Origin of the sequence: Pseudomonas fluvialis, from assembly GCF_014207935.1 — a bacterium.
GTDB classification, from domain to species: domain Bacteria; phylum Pseudomonadota; class Gammaproteobacteria; order Pseudomonadales; family Pseudomonadaceae; genus Aquipseudomonas; species Aquipseudomonas fluvialis_A.
This window is the reverse complement of record NZ_JACHLL010000002.1, coordinates 188,179-210,923: the sequence shown is the minus strand read 5'-3', so window position 1 is coordinate 210,923 and position 22,745 is coordinate 188,179. Positions and strand designations below refer to the sequence as shown.

The window sequence follows — 22,745 nt, the reverse complement described above, 5'->3', positions numbered from 1 at the left end:
TGCGGGTGGTTTCAATATTTAGTTTTTCAACGTCCTGCTAAGGGGCAGCGATGGCCAACAAGGACTCCTCCGAACTGATCCGCCCCGGCACGGCCGCCTTCGATCGCTGGCTATTGCCGAGTTTCGGCGAGGGCGCCCATGTGGTGTCGAGTGGTGCGGAGCAGCAGGCGGCCGAGGTGGCGGCCGAGCAGGCTGCCGAGCCCGAGGCGCTACCCGATGCGGTGGTGGAGGTGGCTGAAGACACGGTGCAGCCGCTGACGCTTGAGCAGCTTGAGGCCATTCGCCAGGAAGCCTACAACGATGGTTTCGCCACGGGCGAGAAGGATGGCTTTCACGCCGGCCAGCTCAAGGCCAGGCAGGAGGCCGAGACGGCACTGACGGCGCGCGTGGCTCAACTCGAACAGCTGATGCAGCATTTGCTGGTGCCGATTCAGGAGCAGGATCAGGCTATCGAGGTGGCGCTGGTGCAACTGGTCAGTCAGTTGGCCCAGGAGGTCATCCGCCGCGAACTGAGCCACGACTCCAGTCAGATTCGCCAGGTGGTGCAGGGTGCACTCAAACTGCTGCCGATGGGCGCGCAGAACATCCGTATTCACCTCAATCCCCAGGACTTCGAGCAGGTCAAGCAGCTGCGCGAGCGGCATGAGGAAAGCTGGCGCTTGTTCGAGGACGAGGCGCTGGCCCCCGGCGGCTGTCGGATCGAAACCGAGCACAGTCTGATCGACGCCAGCGTTGAAACCCGCCTGGAACAGGCGCTCAAGCAGCTGTTCGAGCAGCAGCGGCAGCAGGCCACGCAGCCGTTGCCAGCGGATATCAGCCTGGATCTGGGCGAGGATCTGGATCTGCACCCGGATAGTCACGATGCGCCTTGAACGCTCCAGCTTCGCCCAGCGCCTGGCCGGCTACGGCGAGGCGTTGCAGTTACCGGCGCAGCCCGTGGTGGAGGGGCGCCTGCTGCGCATGGTCGGCCTGACCCTGGAGGCCGAGGGGCTGCGCGCCGCCATGGGCAGTCGCTGTCTGGTGATCAACCAGGATGGGCAGCAGGCCGTGCAGGTCGAGGCCGAAGTGATGGGCTTTGCCGGCAGCAAGCTGTACCTCATGCCGGTCGGCAGCCTGGTTGGCATTTCCCCAGGCGCCCGAGTGGTGCCGCTGCCCGAGACCGGCAGCCTGCCGATGGGCATGAGCATGCTCGGGCGGGTGCTCGATGGCGCCGGGCGGGCGCTGGATGGCAAGGGGCGGATGAAGGCCGATGACTGGGTGCCGATGGACGGTCCGACCATCAACCCGCTCAAGCGCCATCCGATCAGCGAGCCGCTGGATGTCGGCATCCGTTCGATCAACAGCCTGCTGACCATTGGCCGCGGCCAGCGCATCGGTCTGTTCGCCGGCACCGGCGTGGGCAAGTCGGTACTGCTGGGGATGATGACGCGCTTTACCGAGGCCGAGATCATCGTGGTCGGCCTGATCGGCGAGCGGGGCCGCGAGGTCAAGGAGTTCATCGAGCATATCCTCGGCGAGGAAGGCCTCAAGCGCTCGGTGGTGGTCGCCTCGCCGGCTGACGACGCGCCGCTGATGCGTCTGCGCGCCGCCATGTACTGCACGCGCATCGCCGAATACTTCCGCGACAAGGGCAAGAACGTTCTGCTGCTGATGGATTCGCTGACCCGTTTTGCCCAGGCCCAGCGCGAGATTGCCCTGGCCATTGGCGAGCCGCCGGCCACCAAGGGCTATCCGCCCTCGGTGTTCGCCAAGCTGCCCAAGCTGGTGGAGCGCGCCGGTAACGCGGAGGAGGGTGGCGGCTCGATCACCGCTTTCTACACTGTGCTTTCCGAGGGCGACGATCAGCAGGACCCTATTGCCGATGCCGCGCGCGGCGTGCTGGACGGGCACATCGTGCTGTCGCGCCGGCTGGCGGAAGAGGGGCACTATCCGGCCATCGACATCGAGGCTTCGATCAGTCGGGTCATGCCGCAAGTGGTCACGCCTGAGCATCAGCGTGATGCCCAGCGCTTCAAACAGCTGTGGTCGCGCTACCAGCAGAGCCGCGATCTGATCAGTGTCGGTGCCTATGTGCCTGGCGGCGACGCCGACACCGACCTGGCTATCGCCCGGCAGCCAGTGATGTCGGCCTACCTGCGGCAGGCACTTAACGAGAGCGAGCAGCTGCCGGGCAGCGTGCAGAAGCTGGCGCAGATCCTGCGACCGGCGGCAGGCTGATAACCCATGGCGCGGGATCGTGCCAGCCGTTTGGCTCCGGTGGTCGATATGGCCCAGCGTGCCGAACGGGCTGCCGCGGTGCAGTTGGCCCGGGCCCAGAGCCAACTGACCCAGGCCGAGGTCAAGCTGGGTGAGCTGGAACGTTACCGTAGCGATTACCAGCAGCAGTGGCTGCAGTCAGGGCGCCAGGGCGTCAGTGGCCAGTGGCTGATGAACTATCAGCGCTTCCTGTCCCAGCTGGAACAGGCCATCAGCCAGCAGGCGCAGGCACTGGCCTGGCATCAGGGAGCGGTGGATAAAGCTCGCCTGCAGTGGCAGGAGCGCTATGCACGCCTTGAGGGCTTGCGTAAGCTGGTCCAGCGTTACCGGGATGAGGCTCGTCTGGCCGAGGACAAGCGTGAGCAGAAACAGCTCGATGAGCTGGCGCAGCGCCTGGCCTCGGTGCCGCCGTTATAGGCCTTGAGCTTGCCGGCCTGCTGGCGGACTGCTACATCTTCACATAGCGCCTGACAACAATAAGGAGAGCCGCATGGCCATTACCGCTAATTCTTCTGCCGATGGTCAGGAGTTGACCATCCATGTGGAGGGTCGTTTCGACTTTGGCGCCCATCAGGAATTCCGCGATGCGTACGAGCGCATCGACAGTTCGCCACGTCGCTATGTGGTTGACCTGAAAAACACGACCTACCTCGACAGCTCGGCGCTGGGCATGCTGCTGCTGCTGCGCGATCACGCCGGCGGCGATCACGCCCAGGTACGCCTGGCCAACTGCAACGGCGATGTGCGCAAGATTCTCGCGATTTCCAATTTCGAGCAGCTCTTTCAGATTGCCTAGGTTTCGCCCATGAGCGAGCCACTGACCATCCTGATTGCCGAGGACAGCCCGGCCGATCGATTGCTCTTGTCGACCATCCTGACCCGTGAGGGGTACCGTGTTCTGACGGCAGCCAATGGCCAGGAGGCCGTGATGCTGTTCGAACAGGAACGGCCAGACCTGGTCCTGATGGATGCCATGATGCCGGTCATGGATGGTTTCGAGGCGGCCCGCCAGATCAAGCAGGCGGCAGGGCAGCAACTGGTGCCGCTGATCTTCCTGACGTCGCTGACCGGCAGTGAGGAGTTGGCGCGCTGCCTAGAGGCCGGCGGAGATGACTTCCTGGCCAAACCGTACAACCGCCTGATTCTGCAGGCCAAGATCAATGCCATGGCGCGCCTGCGCCGGCTGCAGGCAACGGTGCTGGAACAGCGCGATCTGATTGCCCGGCACAACGAGCACCTGCTCAACGAGCAGCGGGTGGCCAAGGCGGTGTTCGACAAGGTTGCCCATTCGGGCAGTCTTAACGCAGCGAATGTGCGTTACCTGCAGTCACCCTTTGCTCTGTTCAATGGCGACCTGCTGCTGGCCGCCTTCAAACCTTCGGGCGGTATGCATGTGCTGCTTGGCGACTTCACTGGCCATGGCTTGCCGGCGGCGATTGGCGCCATGCCGCTGGCCGAGGTGTTCTATGCGATGACGGCCAAGGGCCACAGCATGGCCGAGATCCTTCGCGAGATGAATGCCAAGCTCAAGCGCATCCTTCCGGTCGGGGTGTTCTGCTGCGCGACGATGCTCAACCTGAGTTTTCAACGGCGTCTGGTCGAGGTGTGGAACGGTGGGCTGCCCGATGGCTATCTGCTGCGTCTGGACGGAGAGCTGCAGTCGCTGCCATCGCGGCACTTGCCGCTGGGCATTCTCTCTGCCAATGCCTTCAAGGATGAGTGCGAGGTCTTCCCGCTGGAGCTGGGTGAGCGCATCGTGCTGCTGTCCGATGGGGTACTGGAAACCGGCAATCAGTGCGACGAGATGTTTGGTGAGCAGCGCTTCACCGAGGTGCTGCGCAGTAATCGCGAGCGCGGACAGCTGTTCGAGGAAATCCACCAGGCCCTGACCCGCTTCAATGGCAGCGTGCAGGACGATGTCACGCTGCTTGAGGTCAGTATGGTCGATGGCGCCAGCCTGCAGCGCCCCTTGCTCGATGCCGAAAGGGGGGGGCAGCGTGGGCCGACCGACTGGCGCGCGCAGTATGAGTACCGTGCACAGACCCTGCGCCATTTCAACCCGTTGCCGCAGCTGATGCAGATGCTGATGGCGGTGGATGGCCTGCGCCTCAAGGGTGGCGCTCTGTATACCGTGCTGGCTGAGCTTTACTCCAATGCCCTGGAGCACGGAGTCATGGGCCTGGACTCGGCGATGAAACAGGGGGCCAGCGGTTTTGCCCAGTACTATCAGGAGCGCAACCGCCGCTTGCAGGAGCTCGACGAAGGTTTTGTCTGTTTCAGCATCGATGTCAGCCCCACCGAGCAAGGCGGACGTTTACGCCTGGAGGTCAGCGACAGTGGTGAGGGGTTCAAGGTGGGGCAGCCTGTGCAGGGCTCCACAGGCAGGAATAGCCTGTCCGGTCGCGGCATGGCCCTGGTTCGCCAATTGGCCGATCACTGTGCCTGGTCCGATGACGGCAAGCGTGTATGCGTGGAGTTTTACTGGTCTTGCAATGCATAATCGCCGCAGAACGGCTCAAGGAGTGACCCAGCAGTGTCCGAGGCGCATATCGATAATCAGGTCCTGGCCTCGTTGCGCGAGGTGATGGAAGAGGAGTACCCGGTTCTGCTGGATACCTTCCTTGTCGACTCCGATGAGCGCCTGCGCCTGCTGCGCGAGGCATTGCTCAATGCTGATGCCGCCGCCATGCGGCATGCTGCACACAGCTTCAAGGGCAGTTGCAGCAACATGGGCGCTCCACTGCTGGCCAGCCTGTGCAAGCAGCTGGAAGAAGCCGGGCGTCGCGAACAACTGGAGCAGGCGCCAGACCTGATCGAGCAGGTCGAGCGCGAGTTCGCCATCGTGCGCATCTTGTTCAAGAGTGAGCGCCAGCGCCACGCCTGAAACAGTGGGCGGCTTTCGGCTGATTGGCCCACCCCTTGCAACTCTCCCGTCACCAACCCATTGAACGGAGAGTGCCCATGTCCGTCGCACCTGATCTTCTGCTGCAGGTTACGCCTGATATCAAGGCCCGCCAGGCGCCCGCGCGCGCGCCGGCGCGGCATGAGCAGCCCAGTAATGACGCGCCTTCCAGCTTTGCCCGTGTCTATGAGCGCGAGCGCGAGGCAGCGCCTGCGGCACGCAAGGATGCCGCGGCCCGGCCGGCCGATGAAGGCCGGGACGAACCTGTCGATGAATCGAGCGCCAGTGCCGAGTGCGGCGAAGCGGGTGTCGCAGTTGCCGACAGCGGCAAGCCCTTGCCGGCCGAAGCGGTAAGCGAGGGGGAAGCGCAGACCGCGCCGCCGAGCGAGGATCCTCTGCTGTTGCTGGGGCTCGGGCAGAATGTCGACGTTGCCGCGACGCCAGACGAGGCTCTGCCCGAAGGCGCTGAGCTGACCCAGGAGAGCGCGCCATTACTGACTACCGCTGTGACCCAGGCGATCAGTGTGGCGACGACCTTGACTGCGTCGGCAGGCCTGGGCGGTGCGGCACCGGCCAGCATGACCCTAGCCAGCCATGACCCGCAGATCGATGCGTTGAACAGTCTGGCCGATGTGCAGCTAGAGCTGCAGGGCGAGGCCGGCAAAAGTACCGGCAATAGTGCGGGACAAAATGCAACCACGCCGGCCGCCGCCAGCCAGCCGGCGGCGCTGTTTGCCCAGGCCATGGCCAAGCTGCAGGTACAGGGTGAGGGCGTCGCGCTTGAGGGCGAGTCGGCCGAGGCCAGCGTGCTCGATCTGGGCGCTGAAACACTGGAAGTGGCGAGCGAGCGCAAGGCTGACAGTCTGCCGGAAAGTTTCGCCGGCAAGCTGAACATGCTGGCTCAGGCGATAACCCAGCAGACCGGGCGGGCGGCGAGTGCGCTGGTGCCGGGGCAGGCCGTGGCGCTGCATGCCACGGGCATGAGCGAGGCGGTAGTCGATCGCGTCATGTGGCTGTCCAGTCAGAACCTGAAAAGTGCTGAGATCCAGCTGGATCCTGCTGAGCTGGGGCGCCTGGAGGTGCGCATCAATCTGCAGTCGGATCAGGCGCAGGTGACGTTTGCCAGCCCCCATGCATCGGTGCGCGATGCGCTGGAAGGTCAGCTGCATCGCCTGCGTGAACTCTTTGCCCAGCAGGGCATGGGGCAGCTCGATGTGAATGTTTCCGATCAGTCGCTCAATCGTGGCTGGCAGGGGCAGCAGGCCGAGGAACAGGGGCGTGGTTCGGGCCGGCAGAGCGACGATGACGGGCTCGGTAGTGAGCCGCTGGTCGCTCAGGGGCATCTGGATATTCGCTCGCGCCTGGCCGGTGGTGCACCGGGACTGGTCGACTTCTATGCCTGATTCGCTGCAGTGCTGATCTAGAATAGGCACAATGAACCGCTGCTCTTGCAGCGGTTTGTCTGTGTCCGTCTTGTGGGAGAGCAATGCCGCTGGCTGGCATAACACTTGCTCTGACTGAATGGCGGACGCTTATTCGAGCGATCAGTGACGGGAATTTGGCATGGCAAAGAAAGAAGCACCCCAGGACGCCGCCGAGGGCGCGCCCGCGGGCAAGAGCAGGCTCAAGCTCATCATCATCGTGGTGGTGGCCTTGCTGCTGGTCATCGGCGCATCGGTAGGCGCGACCTGGTTCCTGCTGGGCGGCAAGGGCGACAAGAAGGCCGAGGCCGCGAAGGAAGAAGCCGCTGTCGCTGAGGGTGAGGAAAAGACCGCGAAGAAGAAAGAAGCCATTTATCAGTTCATCGCACCCGCCTTCGTGGTCAATTTCAACCATGCCGGCCGCCAACGTTACATGCAGGTGACGGTCAGTCTGATGGGGCGTGACGAGAAACAGATGGAAGCGCTGAATGCGCATATGCCGCTGATCCGCAATCGTCTGGTCATGCTGTTTTCTTCCCAGGACTTCGCCAGCCTGCTGACACCGGTGGGCAAGGAAATGCTGCGCCAGCAGGCGACGGCCACGGTGCAAGAGCTGGCCAAGAAGGAAATTGGCGAGCTGGTCATCGAGCAGGTGCTGTTTACCAATTTCGTACTGCAATAGGGGTTAGTCATGGCAGTGCAGGATCTGCTTTCCCAGGACGAGATCGACGCGCTACTGCACGGCGTCGACGACGGCCTGGTCGAAACGGAAAACGATGCCGAGCCGGGCACGATCAAGTCCTATGACCTGACCAGCCAGGACCGCATCGTCCGTGGCCGCATGCCGACCCTGGAGATGATCAACGAGCGTTTCGCCCGTTACACCCGCATCAGCATGTTCAATCTGCTGCGCCGTTCGGCCGATGTCGCCGTCGGTGGCGTGCAGGTGATGAAGTTCGGCGAATACGTGCACTCGCTGTATGTGCCGACCAGCCTCAACCTGGTGAAGATGAAGCCGCTGCGCGGCACGGCGCTGTTCATTCTGGATGCCAAGCTGGTGTTCAAGCTGGTGGACAACTTCTTCGGTGGCGACGGGCGCCACGCCAAGATCGAGGGCCGCGAGTTCACCCCCACGGAGTTGCGCGTGGTGCGCATGGTGCTGGATCAGGCCTTCGTCGACATGAAGGAAGCCTGGCATGCGGTGCTGGACATCAACTTCGAGTACATCAACTCGGAGGTCAACCCGGCGCTGGCCAACATCGTCAGCCCCAGCGAGGTGGTGGTGGTCTCGACCTTTCACATCGAACTGGATGGCGGTGGCGGTGACCTGCACATGACCCTGCCGTATTCGATGATCGAACCGATCCGCGAAATGCTCGATGCCGGCTTCCAGTCGGATGTCGACGATCAGGACGAACGCTGGGTCAAGGCGCTGCGCGAGGACGTGCTGGATGTGAAAGTGCCGCTGGATACCACGGTGGTACGCCGTCAGCTCAAGCTGCGCGACATCCTGCACATGCAGCCGGGCGATATCATCCCGGTGGAAATGCCCGAGCAGATGGTGGTGCGCGCCAATGGCGTGCCGACCTTCAAGGTCAAACTGGGCGCACACAAGGGCAATCTGGCCCTGCAGATTCTTGAACCGGTTGAGCGTACCCGCTAAGCGGGTTCAGTCGCACTCGCCAGCCGAGGAATGAGGAATAGTGATGGCAGACGAAAACGAAAGCAGTTCACCGGAAGAGCAGGCCCTGGCTGATGAATGGGCAGCGGCACTGGCAGAGGCCGGTGATGATGCCTCGCAGGACGATATCGACGCACTGATGAATCAGGGGGCGGCTGCCCCCAGTGCGCCGCCACCGCCGCGGGCGCCGATGGAGGAGTTCGGTGCGGGCACTCCGCTGAACATACCGGCGGGTCTGGAAGGGCCGAATCTGGATGTGATTCTCGATATTCCGGTGACCATTTCCATGGAAGTGGGCAGTACCGACATCAGCATCCGCAACCTGCTGCAGCTCAATCAGGGGTCGGTGGTCGAGCTCGATCGCCTGGCCGGCGAGCCGCTGGATGTGCTGGTCAACGGAACACTGATCGCCCACGGCGAGGTGGTGGTGGTCAACGAGAAGTTCGGTATCCGGCTGACCGATGTGATCAGTCCGAGCGAACGCATCAAGAAGCTGCGTTGATGAGCAAATACAGCCTTTGCCTGTGGCTGCTGACGGGGCCGGCCCTGGCCGATGAGGTGGCGCCGGCCAAGCTGGCAGCGGCTGGCAGTGGCGTTGCCGGGCAGGTGGTGCAGATGCTGTTGGGTCTTGGCTTGGTGGTCGGCCTGATCTTCCTGCTGGCCTGGCTGCTGCGCCGTGTGCAGCAGCAAAGCGGCATGCGCGGTAATGGTCTGATTCGCCTGCTGGCCAGTCAGGCGATTGGTCCGCGCGAGCGCTTGCTGCTGGTTCAGGTAGGCACCGAGCAGGTGCTGCTGGGTCTGACGCCAGGCCAGATCAGTCCGCTGCATGTACTCAAGGAACCGGTGCATCTGCCCGAGGCGGAAGCGGCCAGTCCCGAATTCGCCCAGCGCCTGATGGAGATGCTGGGCAAGGATCAGAAGGACCCGACCTGATGGCTGCCGTGCGTACCCTGCTGGCGCTGCTGCTGCTTGTTCTGGCACCCATGGCGCTGGGCGCCGATGACCCGCTGAAGATCTCAGCCATTACCCTGTCGACCAACGCCGACGGCCAGCAGGAGTATTCGGTCAGCCTGCAGATTCTGCTGATCATGACCGCGCTGAGCTTCATTCCGGCGTTCGTCATGCTGATGACCAGCTTCACGCGCATCATCATCGTGTTTTCCATTCTGCGCCAGGCACTGGGCCTGCAGCAGACGCCGTCGAACCAGATCCTCATCGGTATGGCGATGTTTCTCACCCTGTTCATCATGGCGCCGGTTTTTGACCGGATTAACAGCGAGGCGCTGCAGCCCTATTTGAATGAACAGTTGCCGGCACAGCAGGCAATCGCCAAGGCCGAGGTGCCGCTCAAAGAGTTCATGCTGTCGCAGACCCGGGCCAGCGACCTCGAGCTGTTCGTGCGCCTGTCCAAGCGCACCGACATCACCACCCCCGAGGCGGCGCCGCTGACCATCGTGATTCCGGCGTTCGTCACCTCGGAGCTGAAAACGGCCTTCCAGATCGGCTTCATGATCTTCATCCCGTTCCTGATCATCGACCTGGTGGTTTCCAGCGTGCTGATGGCGATGGGCATGATGATGCTGTCGCCGCTGATCGTATCCCTGCCGTTCAAGATCATGCTGTTTGTCCTGGTCGATGGCTGGGCGCTGATCATGGGCACCCTGGCCGCCAGCTTCGGAGGAACCTGAGATGACCCCGGAAGTCGCGGTTGACCTGTTTCGCGAGGCACTCTGGCTGACGGCTCTGATCGTCGCGGTGATCGTCACCCCGAGCCTGATAGTCGGCCTGCTGGTGGCGATGTTCCAGGCCGCCACCCAGATCAACGAACAGACCCTGAGCTTTCTGCCGCGTTTGCTGGTGATTCTGCTGACCCTGATCGTCGCTGGGCCCTGGCTGACCCAGCAACTGACCGACTTCATGCAGAACCTCATCCAGAACATCCCGCAGCTGATCGGCTGACATGCTGGCCCTGACCGATGCGCAGATTGGTGGTTGGGTAGGCAGCTTCATGCTGCCACTGTTCCGCATCGCCGCCGTGCTGATGACCATGCCGGTGATCGGTACCCAACTGGTCCCCGTGCGTGTGCGGATGTATTTTGCCGTAGCGTTCACCCTGGTGCTGGTGCCGGTGTTGCCGGCCATGCCCGAGGTGGACGCGCTGAACCTGCGCAGCAGCCTGCTGGTGGCCGAGCAGGTGCTCATCGGTGTGGCCTTGGGATTCTCCCTGCAGCTGTTTTTTCACGCCTTTGTTGTCGCCGGGCAGATCATCTCGACCCAGATGGGCCTGGGTTTCGCCTCGATGGTTGACCCGACCAATGGCATTTCGGTGCCGGTGCTCGGTCAGTTCTATCTGATGCTGGTGACCCTGCTGTTTCTGCTGATGAATGGCCATCTGGTGGTGTTCGAGGTGCTCGCCGAGAGCTTTGTAACCATCCCGGTGGGCGAGGGATTGCTCACCGATCACTACTGGCTGCTGGCCGGCAAGCTGGGCTGGGTACTGGGGGCTGGGTTGTTGCTGGCGCTGCCGGCGATCACTGCCTTGCTGGTGGTCAACATTGCCTTTGGCGTGATGACCCGTGCGGCGCCACAGCTGAACATCTTCTCCATCGGCTTTCCGCTGACCCTGGTGGTCGGCCTATTCATCGTATGGATCGGCATGGCCGATCTGCTCAGTCAGTTCCAGTTACTACTGCGCGAGGCGCTGGACCTGTTGCGCGAACTGGCGCGGATTCGCTGAGCCATGGCCGAGAGCGAAAGCGGCCAGGACCGCAGCGAGGAACCCACAGAGAAACGCCTGCGCGAATCGCGCGAGAAGGGCCAGATCGCCCGTTCCCGCGAACTCAACACGCTGGCGGTGGTGCTGGCAGGCTGCATTACCCTGCTCAGCATCGGCGGCAGTCTGGCGGTCGGTCTGCTCGATCTGATGCGGGCCAATTTCGAACTCAGCCGCGATACCGTGATGGATGAACGCAGCATGGCGCTGTACCTGCTGGCTTCCGGCGAGCTGGCGCTCACTTTGCTGATTCCGCTGTTTGTGGTCTTGCTGGCCGCTTCCATCATCGGCCCCATCGCTCTGGGTGGCTGGCTGTTCTCGGCGCAGGCAATGCAGCCCAAGTTTAGCCGGATGAACCCGGCGGCAGGCCTCAAGCGCATGTTTTCCATGCATGCACTGGCCGAGTTGCTCAAGGCGCTGGCCAAGTTTTTCGTGCTGCTGGGGGTCGCCTTGCTGGTCCTGAAGGCGGATCAGGATGACCTGCTGGCGCTGGGGCATGAGGCGCTGGAACCGGCGTTGCAGCACAGCGCCCTGATCGTGGCGCAAAGTGCGATCTGGCTGGCCTGCGGCCTGATTCTGATTGCCGCGGTGGATGTGCCGTTCCAGCTCTGGGACAACCGCCAGAAGCTGATGATGACCAAGCAGGAAGTCCGCGACGAGTACAAGGACAGCGAGGGCAAGCCCGAGGTCAAGTCGCGTATCCGCCAGTTGCAGCGCGAGATGGCCCAGCGGCGAATGATGGAAGCGGTGCCACAGGCCGACGTGGTGATCACCAACCCGACCCACTTCGCCGTCGCGCTCAAGTACGATCCGGCCAAGGGCAGCGCGCCGGTATTGCTGGCCAAGGGTGGAGATTTTCTGGCGCTGAAGATTCGCGAGATCGCCCAGGAGAACAAGGTCATGGTGCTGGAGTCGCCAGCCCTGGCGCGGGCGGTGTACTTTTCCACGGAAATGGACCAGGAAATTCCGGCGGGCCTTTACCTGGCGGTGGCTCAGGTACTGGCCTACGTGTATCAGATCAAGCAGTACCAGGCCGGCAAGGGCAAACGCCCGGCGCCGCTGGCGGACAACCTGCCGATCCCTCCGGATCTGCGTCGCGACGAATAAGGCTCATCGCGCGTAGCAGATCCTCAACACGAGCATTCGCTCAGCCGTATCGTGCCTGACCTGCCGCTGGCTTGGGCTTTGTGGAACGCTTCTTGCCATTACCCCTGCATGACGCCATTCCGCGTCAAAAGATTGAATTGGCTGGGGAAAACACGTGGCACTGGATCGCGCACAACTTATCGGGGATGTCCGCAGCAACCTGTCGGGATTGCGTCACGGCAACCTGGGCATTCCGTTGCTGCTGCTGGTCATGCTGGCCATGGTCATGCTGCCGATCCCACCGTTCCTGCTCGATGTGTTGTTCACCTTCAGCATTGCCCTGTCGATTGTCGTGCTGCTGGTGGCGATCTACGCGCTGCGGCCGCTGGATTTCGCCGTATTCCCCACCGTGCTGCTGGCGGCAACCCTGCTGCGGCTGGCACTGAACGTTGCCTCGACCCGCGTGGTGCTGCTGCATGGCCAGGAGGGGCATGGCGCCGCGGGCAAGGTGATCCAGGCGTTCGGCGAGGTCGTGATCGGCGGCAACTACGTGGTGGGTATCGTGGTGTTCGCCATCCTCATGATCATCAACTTCGTGGTGGTGACCAAGGGTGCCGGGCGGATTTCCGAAGTCAGCGCACGCTTCACCCTGGATGCCATGCCAGGCAAACAGATGGCCATCGACGCCGACCTCAACTCCGGCCTGATCGATCAGACCGAAGCCAAGCGCCGGCGCCTGGAAGTCTCGCAGGAGGCCGACTTCTACGGTTCGATGGACGGTGCCAGCAAGTTCGTCCGCGGCGATGCCATCGCCGGCCTGCTGATCCTGTTCATCAACCTGATCGGCGGTATTGCCATCGGCGTCCTGCAGCATGACCTGGCCTTCGCTGAGGCGGGCAAGATATACACCCTGCTGACCATCGGTGACGGCCTGGTGGCGCAGATCCCTTCGCTGCTGCTGTCGACGGCTGCCGCGATCATGGTGACGCGGGTGTCGACCTCGGAAGAAATGGGTGCCCAGGTCGGCCGGCAGATGTTTGCTTCGCCCAAGGCGCTGGCGGTATCGGCTGCGATCATGATCGCCATGGGCCTGGTGCCGGGCATGCCGCACTTTTCCTTCATCAGCCTAGGGGTGGTGGCTGCCGGAGCGGCCTACTGGATTGCCAACAAGCAGCGGGTCGCCAAAGAGGAGGAGGTCAAGGCGGTGACGCTGCAGCAGGAGCAACTGCCCGCGCAGCGCCAGCAGGAAACCAAGGAGCTGGGCTGGGATGATGTGCCGGCGGTGGACATGGTCGGGCTGGAGGTGGGTTATCGGCTGATTCCGCTGGTCGATCGCAATCAGGGTGGTCAGCTGCTGACGCGCATCAAGGGGGTACGCAAGAAGCTGTCCCAGGAACTGGGCTTTCTCATGCCGTCGGTGCATATCCGCGACAACCTCGATCTGTTGCCCAACGCCTATCGCCTGACGCTGATGGGGGTTTCCCTCGCGGAAGCCGAGGTGTATCCGGACCGCGAGCTGGCAATCAACCCAGGGCAGGTGTTTGGCCCCATCAACGGCATCGCCGCCAAAGATCCGGCGTTCGGCCTGGAGGCCGTCTGGATCGAGACGGGCCTGCGCGATCAGGCGCAGTCGCTCGGCTACACGGTGGTGGATGCCAGTACGGTAGTAGCGACCCACCTCAATCAGGTGCTGAACAAGCATGCCCATGAGCTGATCGGCCACGAGGAAGTCCAGCAGCTCCTGCAATTGCTGGCCAAGACCTCGCCCAAGCTGGCCGAGGAGCTGGTGCCGGGCATGCTGTCGCTGTCGACTCTGCTTAAGGTTCTGCAAGCGCTACTGCAGGAGCAGGTGCCGGTGCGCGACATTCGCACCATCGCCGAGGCCATCGCCAACGTGGCCGGCAAGAGTCAAGATCCTGCCGCCATGGTCGCGGCGGTGCGTGTCGCGCTAAGTCGCGCCATCGTGCAAACCGTTGTGGGGCTTGAGCCGGAGCTCCCCGTGATCACTCTTGAGCCCAGGTTGGAACAGATATTGCTGAACAGTCTCAACAAGGCCGGACAAGGTAGCGAGGATGGCATTCTCCTCGAGCCCGGAATGGCCGAGAAGCTGCAGCGCTCCCTGGTGGAGGCGGCGCAGCGTCAGGAAATGCTCGGCAAGCCGGTGATCCTCCTGGTAGCCGGCCAGATTCGAGCCATGATGGCGCGCTTTGCCCGGATGGCGGTACCCAGCATGCATGTGCTGGCCTACCAGGAAATTCCGGACAACAAACAGGTCACGATTGTTGCCACCGTTGGTCAAAACGGTTGAGCCAGTGAGGTCACAGCATGCAAGTCAAACGCTTCTTCGCCGCCGATATGCGTCAAGCCATGAAACTGGTTCGCGATGAGCTGGGCGCCGATGCGGCCATCATTGGCAATCGTCGGGTTGCCGGCGGCGTGGAGCTGACTGCTGCACTGGATTACCCAATGCCGGCGGCAGCACCGAGTCAGCCCAATCCGCAGCTCGAAGCCGAGCTGCGCAAGACCCAGACCCGCATCGCCCAGGCCCACGCAGAGCTGAGTGCGCCCGTGAGCCTGCCGGACAACCAGGACCGCCAGCTGTTCACCCCGGGCGTTGCCGCGGTCAAACCCGCGAGCAAGCCGCAGGCGGTGGCGTCGCAGGCCATGGATCAGCGCGCCCTTGAGGCCATGCGCTTCGAGCTGCATGGCCTGCGCGAGCTGATCGAGAGCCAGCTCGGTTCGCTGGCCTGGGGGCAGATGCAGAGCCGTCGTCCGCAGCAGGCCAACCTCTGGCGTCGCCTGCAGCGCATGGGTATCCCCGCCGATCTGGCTCGTCCGCTGCTGGACAAGGTGGCCGGCATCAGTGATGCCCGTCAGGCCTGGCGCATGCTGCTGGCTCACCTGGCTCACGCCATCCGTACTCCCGAGCAGGAGCCACTGGAAGAGGGCGGAGTGATTGCTCTCGTCGGCCCGGCCGGCATGGGCAAGACCACCACCCTGGCCAAGCTGGCGGCGCGCTACGTGCTCAAGTACGGCGCGCAGAGCATTGCCCTGGTCAGCCTGGACAGCTACCGCATTGGAGCCCAGGAACAGCTCAAGACCCTCGGCCGCATCCTCGGTGTATCGGTGACTCCGGTCGATCCCGGTCAGTCGCTGCTGCAAGCACTGGCGCCGTTGGCGCGCAAGCGTGTGGTGCTGATCGATACGGCAGGTCTGCCGGCCAATGATCCGGGCCTGCGCCTGCAGCTGGAAATGCTGGCCTCGCGCGGGGTCAAGTCGCGCAATTACCTGGTCATGGCTGCCACAAGTCAGGGTCAGGTGCTGAAAGCGGCCTACCATAGTTACAAACAGTGTGGTCTTTCCGGCTGCATCCTGACCAAACTCGACGAGTCGGCGAGCCTGGGTGAAGCATTGGGGCTGGCGATCAGCCAGCGTCTGCCGGTAGCCTATCTGGCTGATGGGCCTAGAATTCCTGACGATCTGCAGGTCTGGCGTAGCCATCAGCTGGTCAGCCGTGCGGTGAGTCTGCAGAGTGCGCAAGACCCGAGTGAAGATGCGATGGCCGAGCTGTTTGCCGGCCTGTATCAGCAGCCGGCGCGGCAAGCCGGCTAACAGGCCGTTAAGAGAATGGCCAGTGCAACGGCATCTGGCCCGATAATGAAAGACAAGGTGTAAGAATCAATGGCAAGCATGCACCCCGTACAGGTGATTGCTGTAACCGGCGGCAAGGGTGGCGTCGGCAAGACCAATGTGTCGGTGAATCTGTCACTGGCATTGGCGGATCTTGGTCGGCGCGTCATGCTCATGGATGCCGACCTTGGCCTGGCCAACGTCGACGTGCTGCTCGGGCTGACGCCCAAGCGCACGCTGGCTGACGTGATCAGTGGCGAGTGCGACATCAAGGATGTGCTGCTGCAGGGCCCCGGCGGCATCCGTATCGTGCCGGCCGCGTCCGGCACGCAGAGCATGGTGCACCTGTCGCCGATGCAGCATGCCGGCTTGATCCAGGCCTTCAGCGAGATCAGCGAGAACCTCGATGTGCTGATCATCGATACCGCCGCCGGCATCGGCGATGGTGTGGTCAGTTTCGTCCGAGCCGCTCAGGAAGTGCTGGTGGTGGTGTGCGACGAGCCCACATCGATCACCGACGCCTATGCGCTGATCAAACTGCTCAACCGCGATTTCGGCGTCAACCGCTTCCGCGTGCTGGCCAACATGGCGCACTCGCCGCAGGAAGGTCGCAACCTCTTTGCTAAGCTGACCAAGGTGACTGATCGCTTCCTCGATGTGGCCCTGCAGTACGTTGGCGCGATTCCCTACGACGAGTCCGTGCGCAAGGCCGTGCAGAAGCAGCGAGCGGTTTACGAAGCTTTCCCCCGCTCGAAGTGTTCCCTGGCCTTCAAGGCGGTGGCGCAGAAGGTGGATAGCTGGCCCCTGCCAGCCAACCCGCGCGGCCACCTGGAATTCTTCGTCGAACGCCTGGTGCAGCAGCCGGTTGCGGGAAGTTCGATATGACAGCAGCCAGCGGACTCCGTATGTACAGCAAGGCGCAAGCCCAAGAATCACAGCAGATGTTGATCGAGCGTCATGGCCCGTTGGTCAAGCGCATTGCCTATCATCTGCTGGCCCGCTTGCCGGCCAACGTGCAGGTCGAAGACCTGATGCAGGCCGGGATGATCGGGCTGCTGGAGGCCGCAAAGAAATATGACGCCAGCAAGGGCGCCAGCTTCGAAACCTACGCCGGCATCCGCATCCGTGGCGCCATGCTGGACGAGGTGCGCAAAGGCGATTGGGCACCGCGTTCGGTGCACCGCAACAGCCGCATGGTCAGCGAGGCGATTCGTACCGTTGAGGCCAGATTAGGCAGAGACGCTAAAGATCAAGAGGTTGCGGCCGAACTTGAATTGAGTCTCGAGGAATACTACGGCATTCTCAACGACACTCAGGGCAGCCGCCTGTTTAGTTTTGATGACTTGTTGCAGGACGGCGAACACGACGATGCCAGCCATCAGGGGGAGCCTGCGCACGGTCTGGAGGATGAACGGTTCCAGCAGGCGCTGGCCGAGGCCATCGCCCAGTTGCCGGAGCGCGAGCGTCTGGTCCTGGCGTTGTACTACGACGAAGAGCTGAATCTGAAGGAAATCGGTGCGGTGCTCGGTGTCAGTGAGTCCCGAGTGAGTCAGTTGCACAGTCAATGCGCGGCAAGATTGCGTGCACGACTGGCGGACTGGCGTCTAGGCTGAGATAAGGCCGATCAAGAATTGACGGCGTTTCCTCAGGGAAGCGTTTGAGACTGTACGGAGGTCGACTTGGACAAGAACATGAAAATCCTCATCGTGGACGATTTCTCGACGATGAGACGGATCATCAAGAACCTGTTGCGTGATCTGGGCTTTACCAATACGTCGGAGGCCGATGACGGCACCACGGCGTTGCCGATGCTGCAGAGTGGCAGCTTTGACTTCCTCGTCACCGACTGGAACATGCCCGGTATGACCGGCATCGACCTGCTGCGCGCGGTGCGCGCCGATGAGCGCCTGAAGAGCCTGCCGGTGCTGATGGTGACTGCCGAAGCCAAGCGCGACCAGATTATCGAGGCGGCCCAAGCCGGGGTGAATGGCTACGTGGTCAAACCCTTTACGGCCCAGGTGCTCAAGGAAAAGATCGACAAGATCTTTGAGCGGGTCAATGGCTGATCAGCCTCGAGGATGCTATGGAGCAAAACGAATCTTCGCAGGGCGAACTTGAGTCGACCCTGAAAGATCACGCCAACAAGCTGGTGGACAGCCTGGAGCACGGCAACTTCGCCGAAGCGATTCAGGTCATCTACGAACTCAATCAGGTGCGTGATCGCGGCTTGTACCAGGAAGTGGGCAAGCTGACCCGTGAGCTGCACAACGCCATTGTCAACTTCCAGATCGACATCCACGGCAAGCATGCCCAGGAGATGTCGCAGATCAACGATGCGACCCACCGCCTCAACTATGTGGTGGAGATGACCGAAAAAGCGGCCAATCGCACCATGGATCTGGTCGAGCTGAGCGCGCCGCTGGTCAATGGTCTCTCCGATGAGGCCCTGCAGCTTCGGGAAGAGTGGGCGCGCTTCATGCGCCGCGAAATCAATGCCGATGGCTTCCGCGATCTGGCCAAGAAGGTCGACAGCTTTCTCGGTCGGGTCGACCAGGACAGCAGCCAGCTGTCCAGCTACCTGAATGACATCCTCTTGGCGCAGGACTTCCAGGATCTCACCGGTCAGGTGATTAAACGCGTGACCGCGTTGGTGACCGAGGTGGAGAGCAACCTGGTCAAGCTGGTGATGATGGCCAGTCATGTCGACCGCTTTGCCGGCATCGAACATGATCAGGCCGAGATCAAGGCCGAAGCCGAACAACAAAAAGATTCTTCCCGGGGTGAAGGTCCGCAGATGCATGCCGATAAGCGTGATGATGTCGTTTCCGGACAGGTCGACGTCGATGATCTGCTGTCCAGTCTGGGCTTCTAAGGAGCACCTACATGAGCTTCGACGCCGATGAGGAAATTCTCCAGGACTTCCTGGTAGAGGCCGGCGAGATTCTTGAGCTGTTATCCGAGCAACTGGTTGAGCTGGAAAGCCGGCCCGATGATATGGATCTGCTCAACGCCATCTTCCGGGGCTTCCACACCGTCAAGGGTGGGGCAGGCTTCCTCCAACTCAATGCTCTGGTTGAGTGCTGCCATATTGCCGAGAATGTGTTCGACATCTTGCGCAAGGGCGCCCGCCGCGTCGATGCGGAGCTGATGGATGTGGTGCTGCAGGCACTGGATACCGTCAATGAAATGTTCAGTCAGGTGCGTGAGCGCGCCGAGCCGATCCCCGCCTCGCCGGAGCTGTTGCAGGCCCTGGCGCGACTGGCCGAACCGCAGAGCGCGGCCCCCAGTGCGCCACCTGCTGCCGCCCCAGCCCCAGCCGCGGTAGCAGAGCCGGTTGCCGTTGTCGCTGAGACCGTCAGTTCCGTCGCGGCTTCGGGGGATATCACCGATAGCGAGTTCGAACAGCTGCTTGATGCCCTAGGCCCCGCTGACACCAGCCCGACCGAAGCGCCCGTCAGCAGCGTTGCCAGCGATGAAATCAGTGACGACGAGTTCGAGAAGCTGCTCGATGATCTGCATGGCCCTGGCAAGTTCGCCACCGCGCCTGTGGTCGCCGAGCCAGCGCCTGTAGTCGCGGGTGGAGGCGACGAAATCAGCGACTCGGAATTCGAGGCGCTGCTCGATCAGTTGCACGGCAAGGGCAAGTTTGTTGCCGCCGCCGCGGAGCCGAGTGCCAGTTCGGCGCCTGCATCCGCCTCGGACGAGCATATTACTGACGACGAATTCGAGGCATTGCTTGATCAGTTGCACGGCAAGGGCAAGTTTGTCGCGCCCGATGAGCCCGCCGCTTCTGTACCGACAGTTTCTAGCAGCGCTCCTATTGCTGAAGAGAGCGTGGCGCGGATTGAACCCAAAGCGCCGGCGGCTGCTCCTGCCGCCCCGGCTCCTGTCTCTGCGCCGGCCCGTGCCGCCGCAACACCGGCAGCCTCTGGCGACAAGGCCAGTGCCGCCAGTGAAGCCGAAACCACAGTCCGGGTGGATACCGCGCGTCTCGACGAGATCATGAACATGGTCGGCGAGCTGGTGCTGGTGCGTAACCGTCTGGTGCGTCTGGGCCTCAACAGCGGCGATGAGGCAATGTCCAAGGCCGTTTCCAACCTTGATGTGGTGACTGCCGATCTGCAGACCGCGGTGATGAAGACGCGGATGCAGCCGATCAAGAAAGTCTTCGGGCGTTTCCCGCGACTGGTGCGCGACTTGGCGCGCAACCTCAAGAAGGAAATCAACCTGGAGCTGGTCGGTGAAGAAACCGACCTCGACAAGAACCTGGTTGAGGCTCTGGCTGACCCGCTGGTGCACCTGGTGCGCAATGCCGTCGACCATGGCGTGGAAACCCCGGAAGAGCGCGAAGCGGCTGGCAAACCGCGTGCCGGTAAGGTCGTGCTGTCCGCCGAGCAGGAAGGCGATCACATCCTCCTGTCGATATCCGACGACGGCAAGGGGATGGATGCCGATGTGCTGCGGGCCAAGGCCGTGGAAAAGGGCCTGCTGGACAAGGACGCGGCGGATCGCCTCAACGAACTGGAATGCTACAACCTGATTTTTGCCCCCGGCTTCTCGACCAAGACGGAAATTTCCGACGTGTCGGGTCGTGGTGTGGGCATGGATGTGGTCAAGACCAAGATTTCCCAGCTCAACGGTACGGTCAACGTCTATTCGGTCAAGGGCCAGGGTTCGAAGATCATCATCAAGGTGCCTCTGACCCTTGCGATCATGCCGACCCTGATGGTCATGCTGGCCAACCAGGCTTTCGCTTTCCCGTTGGTCAACGTCAACGAGATCTTCCACCTCGATCTGTCCAGAACCAACGTGGTCGATGGGCAGGAAGTAGTGATCGTGCGCGACAAGGCGCTACCGCTGTTCTATCTCAAGCGCTGGCTGGTGCCCAATGCCGCTTACGACGAGCGGGGCGAGGGGCATGTTGTGATCCTCTCGGTTGGTACCCAGCGCATCGGCTTTGTGGTCGACCAGTTGGTAGGCCAGGAAGAAGTGGTGATCAAACCGTTGGGCAAGAAACTGCAAGGTACGCCCGGCATGGCGGGGGCGACCATCACCGGCGATGGCCGTATTGCCCTGATTCTCGATGTACCCAGCATGCTGAAACGCTACGCGCGGCGTGGTTGAAAAGCGCCAGCCACTGTTGGCTGGCGATGAGGAGTCTGTATGGCAGTAAAAGTGCTGGTGGTGGACGATTCGGGCTTCTTTCGCCGCCGCGTTTCGGAAATCCTCTCGTCCGACAGTGGCATCGAGGTGATAGGCACTGCCACCAATGGCCGCGAGGCGATCGATCAGGCGATGGCGCTCAAGCCGGACGTGATTACCATGGACTACGAGATGCCAATGATGGATGGCATCACGGCCGTACGTAACATCATGCAGCGTTGCCCGACTCCGGTTCTGATGTTTTCCTCGCTGACCCATGAGGGCGCGCGGGTGACCCTGGACGCGCTGGATGCCGGTGCCGTCGACTTTCTGCCGAAGAACTTCGAGGACATCTCGCGCAACCCGGCCAAGGTCAAGCAATTGTTGTGCGAAAAGATTCTTTCCATCGCCCGCAGCAACCGTCGCAGCACGAGTTTCAGCCCGTCGCCTGCCGCCGCGCCCGTATCCGCCCCGACCTCAGCCTCAGTGGCGCCAGCACCAGCGCCGCGAGCGCCCGCTATTACGCCTACTTCGGCGCCAGTACGGCGCAAAGCGTATCGGCTGGTGGCGATTGGCACTTCCACGGGGGGGCCGGTGGCACTGCAGCGTGTCCTGACCCAGTTGCCGGCCAATTTCCCGGCGCCGATCGTGCTGATTCAGCATATGCCGGCGGCCTTCACCAAGGCATTTGCCGAACGTTTGAACAGCCTGTGCCGGATCAGCGTCAAGGAAGCGGAAGATGGAGACCTGCTGCGTCCCGGCGTGGCGTTGCTGGCACCAGGTGGCAAGCAGATGATGATCGATGGTCGTGGACAGATCAAAATTCTGCCGGGCGATGAGCGTCTCAACTACAAGCCCTGCGTCGACATCACCTTTGGTTCGGCAGCCAAGGCTTATGCTGACAAGGTGCTGGCCGTGGTGCTGACGGGCATGGGGGCAGATGGCCGCGACGGTGCCCGGATGCTCAAGGATGCTGGCAGTCAGGTCTGGGCGCAGGATGAGGCCAGTTGTGTGATCTATGGCATGCCGATGGCCGTGGTCAAAGCCAACCTGGCCGATGCTGTGTACCCTCTCGACGATATCGGTCGCCATCTGGCCGAGGCCTGTAACTGATGGATGTACTGAGTCTCATCGGCGTCATTCTGGCGTTCATTGCCATTATCGGTGGGAATTATCTCGAAGGTGGTCACGCGGGAGCTCTGCTCAACGGCCCAGCAGCACTGATCGTGATCGGTGGCACGCTGGGCGCCGCATTTCTGCAAACGCCATTGCCGGCCCTGAAACGGGCGGCGGTGATTTTGCGCTGGATCATCCTGCCTCCGGCTATCGACATGCTCGGTGGTATCAATCAGGTGGTGACCTGGAGCATGAAGGCGCGCAAGGAAGGCCTGCTCGGGCTGGAGTCGATTGCCGATGGCGAGGCTGACCCCTACGCGCGCAAGGGTCTGCAGCTGCTGGTCGACGGTGCCGAGCCAGAGGCCATTCGCAGCATTCTCGAAGTCGATCTGTATACCCAGGAAAGTCGTGATCTGCAGGCGGCCAAGATGTTCGAAAGCATGGGCGGCTATGCGCCGACCATTGGCATCATCGGCGCGGTGATGGGGCTGATTCATGTCATGGGCAACCTGGCCGATCCCAGTCAGCTTGGCAGTGGCATCGCGGTGGCCTTTGTGGCCACCATCTACGGGGTGAGCTTCGCCAACCTGCTGTTGCTACCGATAGGCAATAAGCTCAAGACCTTGGTGCTGCAACATTCGCGTTACCGCGAGATGCTGCTCGAAGGCATCCTGTCCATCGCCGAAGGGGAAAATCCGCGCGCCATCGAGATGAAGCTGCAAGGCTTCGTGGAGTAGG

At 62.3% G+C, this 22,745-nt stretch carries 24 protein-coding genes; all 24 read left to right on the top strand.

Annotation, left to right across the window (positions count from 1 at the left end):
- The first annotated feature begins 50 nt into the window (after window positions 1–50).
- Window positions 51–872: a flagellar assembly protein FliH gene (fliH, locus tag HNP49_RS06055; RefSeq protein ID WP_184681530.1), complete on the top strand. Its 822-nt coding sequence runs from the start codon at window positions 51–53 to the stop codon at window positions 870–872.
- A complete protein-coding gene (gene fliI, locus HNP49_RS06050; RefSeq protein WP_184681528.1) occupies window positions 862–2,217 on the top strand; it encodes a flagellar protein export ATPase FliI in 1,356 nt (451 codons plus the stop codon). Before fliH ends, fliI begins: the two co-directional genes overlap by 11 nt.
- Before the next feature lie 6 nt (window positions 2,218–2,223).
- Window positions 2,224–2,673 carry a flagellar export protein FliJ gene (gene fliJ, locus HNP49_RS06045; RefSeq protein WP_184681527.1) on the top strand — a complete coding sequence of 150 codons (450 nt, stop codon included), beginning with the start codon at window positions 2,224–2,226 and terminating at the stop codon, window positions 2,671–2,673.
- 73 nt (window positions 2,674–2,746) lie between these two features.
- Window positions 2,747–3,052 carry an STAS domain-containing protein gene (locus HNP49_RS06040; protein ID WP_184681526.1) on the top strand — a complete coding sequence of 102 codons (306 nt, stop codon included), beginning with the start codon at window positions 2,747–2,749 and terminating at the stop codon, window positions 3,050–3,052.
- 9 nt (window positions 3,053–3,061) lie between these two features.
- Window positions 3,062–4,756, top strand: a complete 1,695-nt coding sequence (locus HNP49_RS06035) for a fused response regulator/phosphatase (protein WP_184681525.1) — start codon at window positions 3,062–3,064, stop codon at window positions 4,754–4,756.
- Between the two features lie 33 nt (window positions 4,757–4,789).
- The gene (locus HNP49_RS06030; protein WP_184681524.1) at window positions 4,790–5,140 is read left to right on the top strand and encodes an Hpt domain-containing protein; all 351 of its coding nucleotides are present in this window, start codon (window positions 4,790–4,792) and stop codon (window positions 5,138–5,140) included.
- A gap of 77 nt (window positions 5,141–5,217) precedes the next feature.
- On the top strand, window positions 5,218–6,561 hold the full coding sequence (locus tag HNP49_RS06025; protein ID WP_184681523.1) for a flagellar hook-length control protein FliK: 1,344 nt from the start codon (window positions 5,218–5,220) through the stop codon (window positions 6,559–6,561).
- Window positions 6,562–6,721: 160 nt separating this feature from the next.
- Window positions 6,722–7,261 (top strand): flagellar basal body-associated protein FliL, encoded by a 540-nt coding sequence (fliL, locus tag HNP49_RS06020; protein ID WP_184681522.1) that lies wholly within the window; start codon window positions 6,722–6,724, stop codon window positions 7,259–7,261.
- Between the two features lie 9 nt (window positions 7,262–7,270).
- Complete coding sequence (fliM, locus tag HNP49_RS06015) at window positions 7,271–8,242, top strand: flagellar motor switch protein FliM (protein WP_184681521.1); 972 nt, start codon at window positions 7,271–7,273, stop codon at window positions 8,240–8,242.
- Window positions 8,243–8,285: 43 nt separating this feature from the next.
- Window positions 8,286–8,762, top strand: coding sequence for a flagellar motor switch protein FliN (fliN, locus tag HNP49_RS06010; protein WP_184681520.1), 477 nt, complete (start codon window positions 8,286–8,288; stop codon window positions 8,760–8,762).
- Window positions 8,762–9,193, top strand: coding sequence for a flagellar biosynthetic protein FliO (gene fliO / locus HNP49_RS06005; protein ID WP_184681518.1), 432 nt, complete (start codon window positions 8,762–8,764; stop codon window positions 9,191–9,193). The genes fliN and fliO overlap by 1 nt, the downstream gene beginning before the upstream one ends.
- Window positions 9,193–9,948 carry a flagellar type III secretion system pore protein FliP gene (gene fliP / locus HNP49_RS06000; RefSeq protein ID WP_184681516.1) on the top strand — a complete coding sequence of 252 codons (756 nt, stop codon included), beginning with the start codon at window positions 9,193–9,195 and terminating at the stop codon, window positions 9,946–9,948. Before fliO ends, fliP begins: the two co-directional genes overlap by 1 nt.
- A 1-nt stretch (window position 9,949) precedes the next feature.
- Window positions 9,950–10,219 carry a flagellar biosynthesis protein FliQ gene (fliQ, locus tag HNP49_RS05995; protein ID WP_184681514.1) on the top strand — a complete coding sequence of 90 codons (270 nt, stop codon included), beginning with the start codon at window positions 9,950–9,952 and terminating at the stop codon, window positions 10,217–10,219.
- 1 nt (window position 10,220) lies between these two features.
- Window positions 10,221–10,997, top strand: a complete 777-nt coding sequence (gene fliR / locus HNP49_RS05990; protein WP_184681513.1) for a flagellar biosynthetic protein FliR — start codon at window positions 10,221–10,223, stop codon at window positions 10,995–10,997.
- Between the two features lie 3 nt (window positions 10,998–11,000).
- Window positions 11,001–12,140 (top strand): flagellar biosynthesis protein FlhB, encoded by a 1,140-nt coding sequence (gene flhB / locus HNP49_RS05985; protein WP_184681511.1) that lies wholly within the window; start codon window positions 11,001–11,003, stop codon window positions 12,138–12,140.
- Between the two features lie 160 nt (window positions 12,141–12,300).
- Window positions 12,301–14,427, top strand: a complete 2,127-nt coding sequence (flhA, locus tag HNP49_RS05980; protein ID WP_184682503.1) for a flagellar biosynthesis protein FlhA — start codon at window positions 12,301–12,303, stop codon at window positions 14,425–14,427.
- A 17-nt stretch (window positions 14,428–14,444) separates the two neighbouring features.
- Entirely contained in the window at window positions 14,445–15,731 is a 1,287-nt protein-coding gene (gene flhF, locus HNP49_RS05975; RefSeq protein WP_184681509.1) for a flagellar biosynthesis protein FlhF, read from the top strand.
- A gap of 69 nt (window positions 15,732–15,800) precedes the next feature.
- Window positions 15,801–16,634, top strand: coding sequence for a flagellar synthesis regulator FleN (gene fleN, locus HNP49_RS05970; RefSeq protein WP_184681507.1), 834 nt, complete (start codon window positions 15,801–15,803; stop codon window positions 16,632–16,634).
- Window positions 16,631–17,362 carry an RNA polymerase sigma factor FliA gene (fliA, locus tag HNP49_RS05965; protein WP_184681506.1) on the top strand — a complete coding sequence of 244 codons (732 nt, stop codon included), beginning with the start codon at window positions 16,631–16,633 and terminating at the stop codon, window positions 17,360–17,362. The genes fleN and fliA overlap by 4 nt, the downstream gene beginning before the upstream one ends.
- A gap of 78 nt (window positions 17,363–17,440) precedes the next feature.
- Complete coding sequence (locus tag HNP49_RS05960) at window positions 17,441–17,815, top strand: chemotaxis response regulator CheY (RefSeq protein WP_184681504.1); 375 nt, start codon at window positions 17,441–17,443, stop codon at window positions 17,813–17,815.
- 17 nt (window positions 17,816–17,832) lie between these two features.
- The gene (locus HNP49_RS05955) at window positions 17,833–18,621 is read left to right on the top strand and encodes a protein phosphatase CheZ (protein WP_184681503.1); all 789 of its coding nucleotides are present in this window, start codon (window positions 17,833–17,835) and stop codon (window positions 18,619–18,621) included.
- An 11-nt stretch (window positions 18,622–18,632) separates the two neighbouring features.
- Window positions 18,633–20,873, top strand: coding sequence for a chemotaxis protein CheA (locus HNP49_RS05950; protein ID WP_184681501.1), 2,241 nt, complete (start codon window positions 18,633–18,635; stop codon window positions 20,871–20,873).
- A gap of 39 nt (window positions 20,874–20,912) precedes the next feature.
- Entirely contained in the window at window positions 20,913–22,004 is a 1,092-nt protein-coding gene (locus HNP49_RS05945) for a chemotaxis response regulator protein-glutamate methylesterase (protein WP_184681500.1), read from the top strand.
- Window positions 22,004–22,744 (top strand): flagellar motor protein, encoded by a 741-nt coding sequence (locus HNP49_RS05940; protein ID WP_184681498.1) that lies wholly within the window; start codon window positions 22,004–22,006, stop codon window positions 22,742–22,744. Before HNP49_RS05945 ends, HNP49_RS05940 begins: the two co-directional genes overlap by 1 nt.
- Window position 22,745 lies beyond the last annotated feature (1 nt).

What these genes read in the sequence shown, in the direction of transcription:
- fliH (WP_184681530.1), top strand. Translation starts at nt 51, where the DNA reads ATGGCCAACAAGGACTCCTCCGAACTGATCCGCCCCGGCACGGCCGCC.
- fliI (WP_184681528.1), top strand. Translation starts at nt 862, where the DNA reads ATGCGCCTTGAACGCTCCAGCTTCGCCCAGCGCCTGGCCGGCTACGGC.
- fliJ (WP_184681527.1), top strand. Translation starts at nt 2,224, where the DNA reads ATGGCGCGGGATCGTGCCAGCCGTTTGGCTCCGGTGGTCGATATGGCC.
- HNP49_RS06040 (WP_184681526.1), top strand. Translation starts at nt 2,747, where the DNA reads ATGGCCATTACCGCTAATTCTTCTGCCGATGGTCAGGAGTTGACCATC.
- HNP49_RS06035 (WP_184681525.1), top strand. Translation starts at nt 3,062, where the DNA reads ATGAGCGAGCCACTGACCATCCTGATTGCCGAGGACAGCCCGGCCGAT.
- HNP49_RS06025 (WP_184681523.1), top strand. Translation starts at nt 5,218, where the DNA reads ATGTCCGTCGCACCTGATCTTCTGCTGCAGGTTACGCCTGATATCAAG.
- fliL (WP_184681522.1), top strand. Translation starts at nt 6,722, where the DNA reads ATGGCAAAGAAAGAAGCACCCCAGGACGCCGCCGAGGGCGCGCCCGCG.
- fliM (WP_184681521.1), top strand. Translation starts at nt 7,271, where the DNA reads ATGGCAGTGCAGGATCTGCTTTCCCAGGACGAGATCGACGCGCTACTG.
- fliN (WP_184681520.1), top strand. Translation starts at nt 8,286, where the DNA reads ATGGCAGACGAAAACGAAAGCAGTTCACCGGAAGAGCAGGCCCTGGCT.
- fliO (WP_184681518.1), top strand. Translation starts at nt 8,762, where the DNA reads ATGAGCAAATACAGCCTTTGCCTGTGGCTGCTGACGGGGCCGGCCCTG.
- fliP (WP_184681516.1), top strand. Translation starts at nt 9,193, where the DNA reads ATGGCTGCCGTGCGTACCCTGCTGGCGCTGCTGCTGCTTGTTCTGGCA.
- fliQ (WP_184681514.1), top strand. Translation starts at nt 9,950, where the DNA reads ATGACCCCGGAAGTCGCGGTTGACCTGTTTCGCGAGGCACTCTGGCTG.
- fliR (WP_184681513.1), top strand. Translation starts at nt 10,221, where the DNA reads ATGCTGGCCCTGACCGATGCGCAGATTGGTGGTTGGGTAGGCAGCTTC.
- flhB (WP_184681511.1), top strand. Translation starts at nt 11,001, where the DNA reads ATGGCCGAGAGCGAAAGCGGCCAGGACCGCAGCGAGGAACCCACAGAG.
- flhF (WP_184681509.1), top strand. Translation starts at nt 14,445, where the DNA reads ATGCAAGTCAAACGCTTCTTCGCCGCCGATATGCGTCAAGCCATGAAA.
- fleN (WP_184681507.1), top strand. Translation starts at nt 15,801, where the DNA reads ATGGCAAGCATGCACCCCGTACAGGTGATTGCTGTAACCGGCGGCAAG.
- fliA (WP_184681506.1), top strand. Translation starts at nt 16,631, where the DNA reads ATGACAGCAGCCAGCGGACTCCGTATGTACAGCAAGGCGCAAGCCCAA.
- HNP49_RS05960 (WP_184681504.1), top strand. Translation starts at nt 17,441, where the DNA reads ATGAAAATCCTCATCGTGGACGATTTCTCGACGATGAGACGGATCATC.
- HNP49_RS05955 (WP_184681503.1), top strand. Translation starts at nt 17,833, where the DNA reads ATGGAGCAAAACGAATCTTCGCAGGGCGAACTTGAGTCGACCCTGAAA.
- HNP49_RS05950 (WP_184681501.1), top strand. Translation starts at nt 18,633, where the DNA reads ATGAGCTTCGACGCCGATGAGGAAATTCTCCAGGACTTCCTGGTAGAG.
- HNP49_RS05945 (WP_184681500.1), top strand. Translation starts at nt 20,913, where the DNA reads ATGGCAGTAAAAGTGCTGGTGGTGGACGATTCGGGCTTCTTTCGCCGC.
- HNP49_RS05940 (WP_184681498.1), top strand. Translation starts at nt 22,004, where the DNA reads ATGGATGTACTGAGTCTCATCGGCGTCATTCTGGCGTTCATTGCCATT.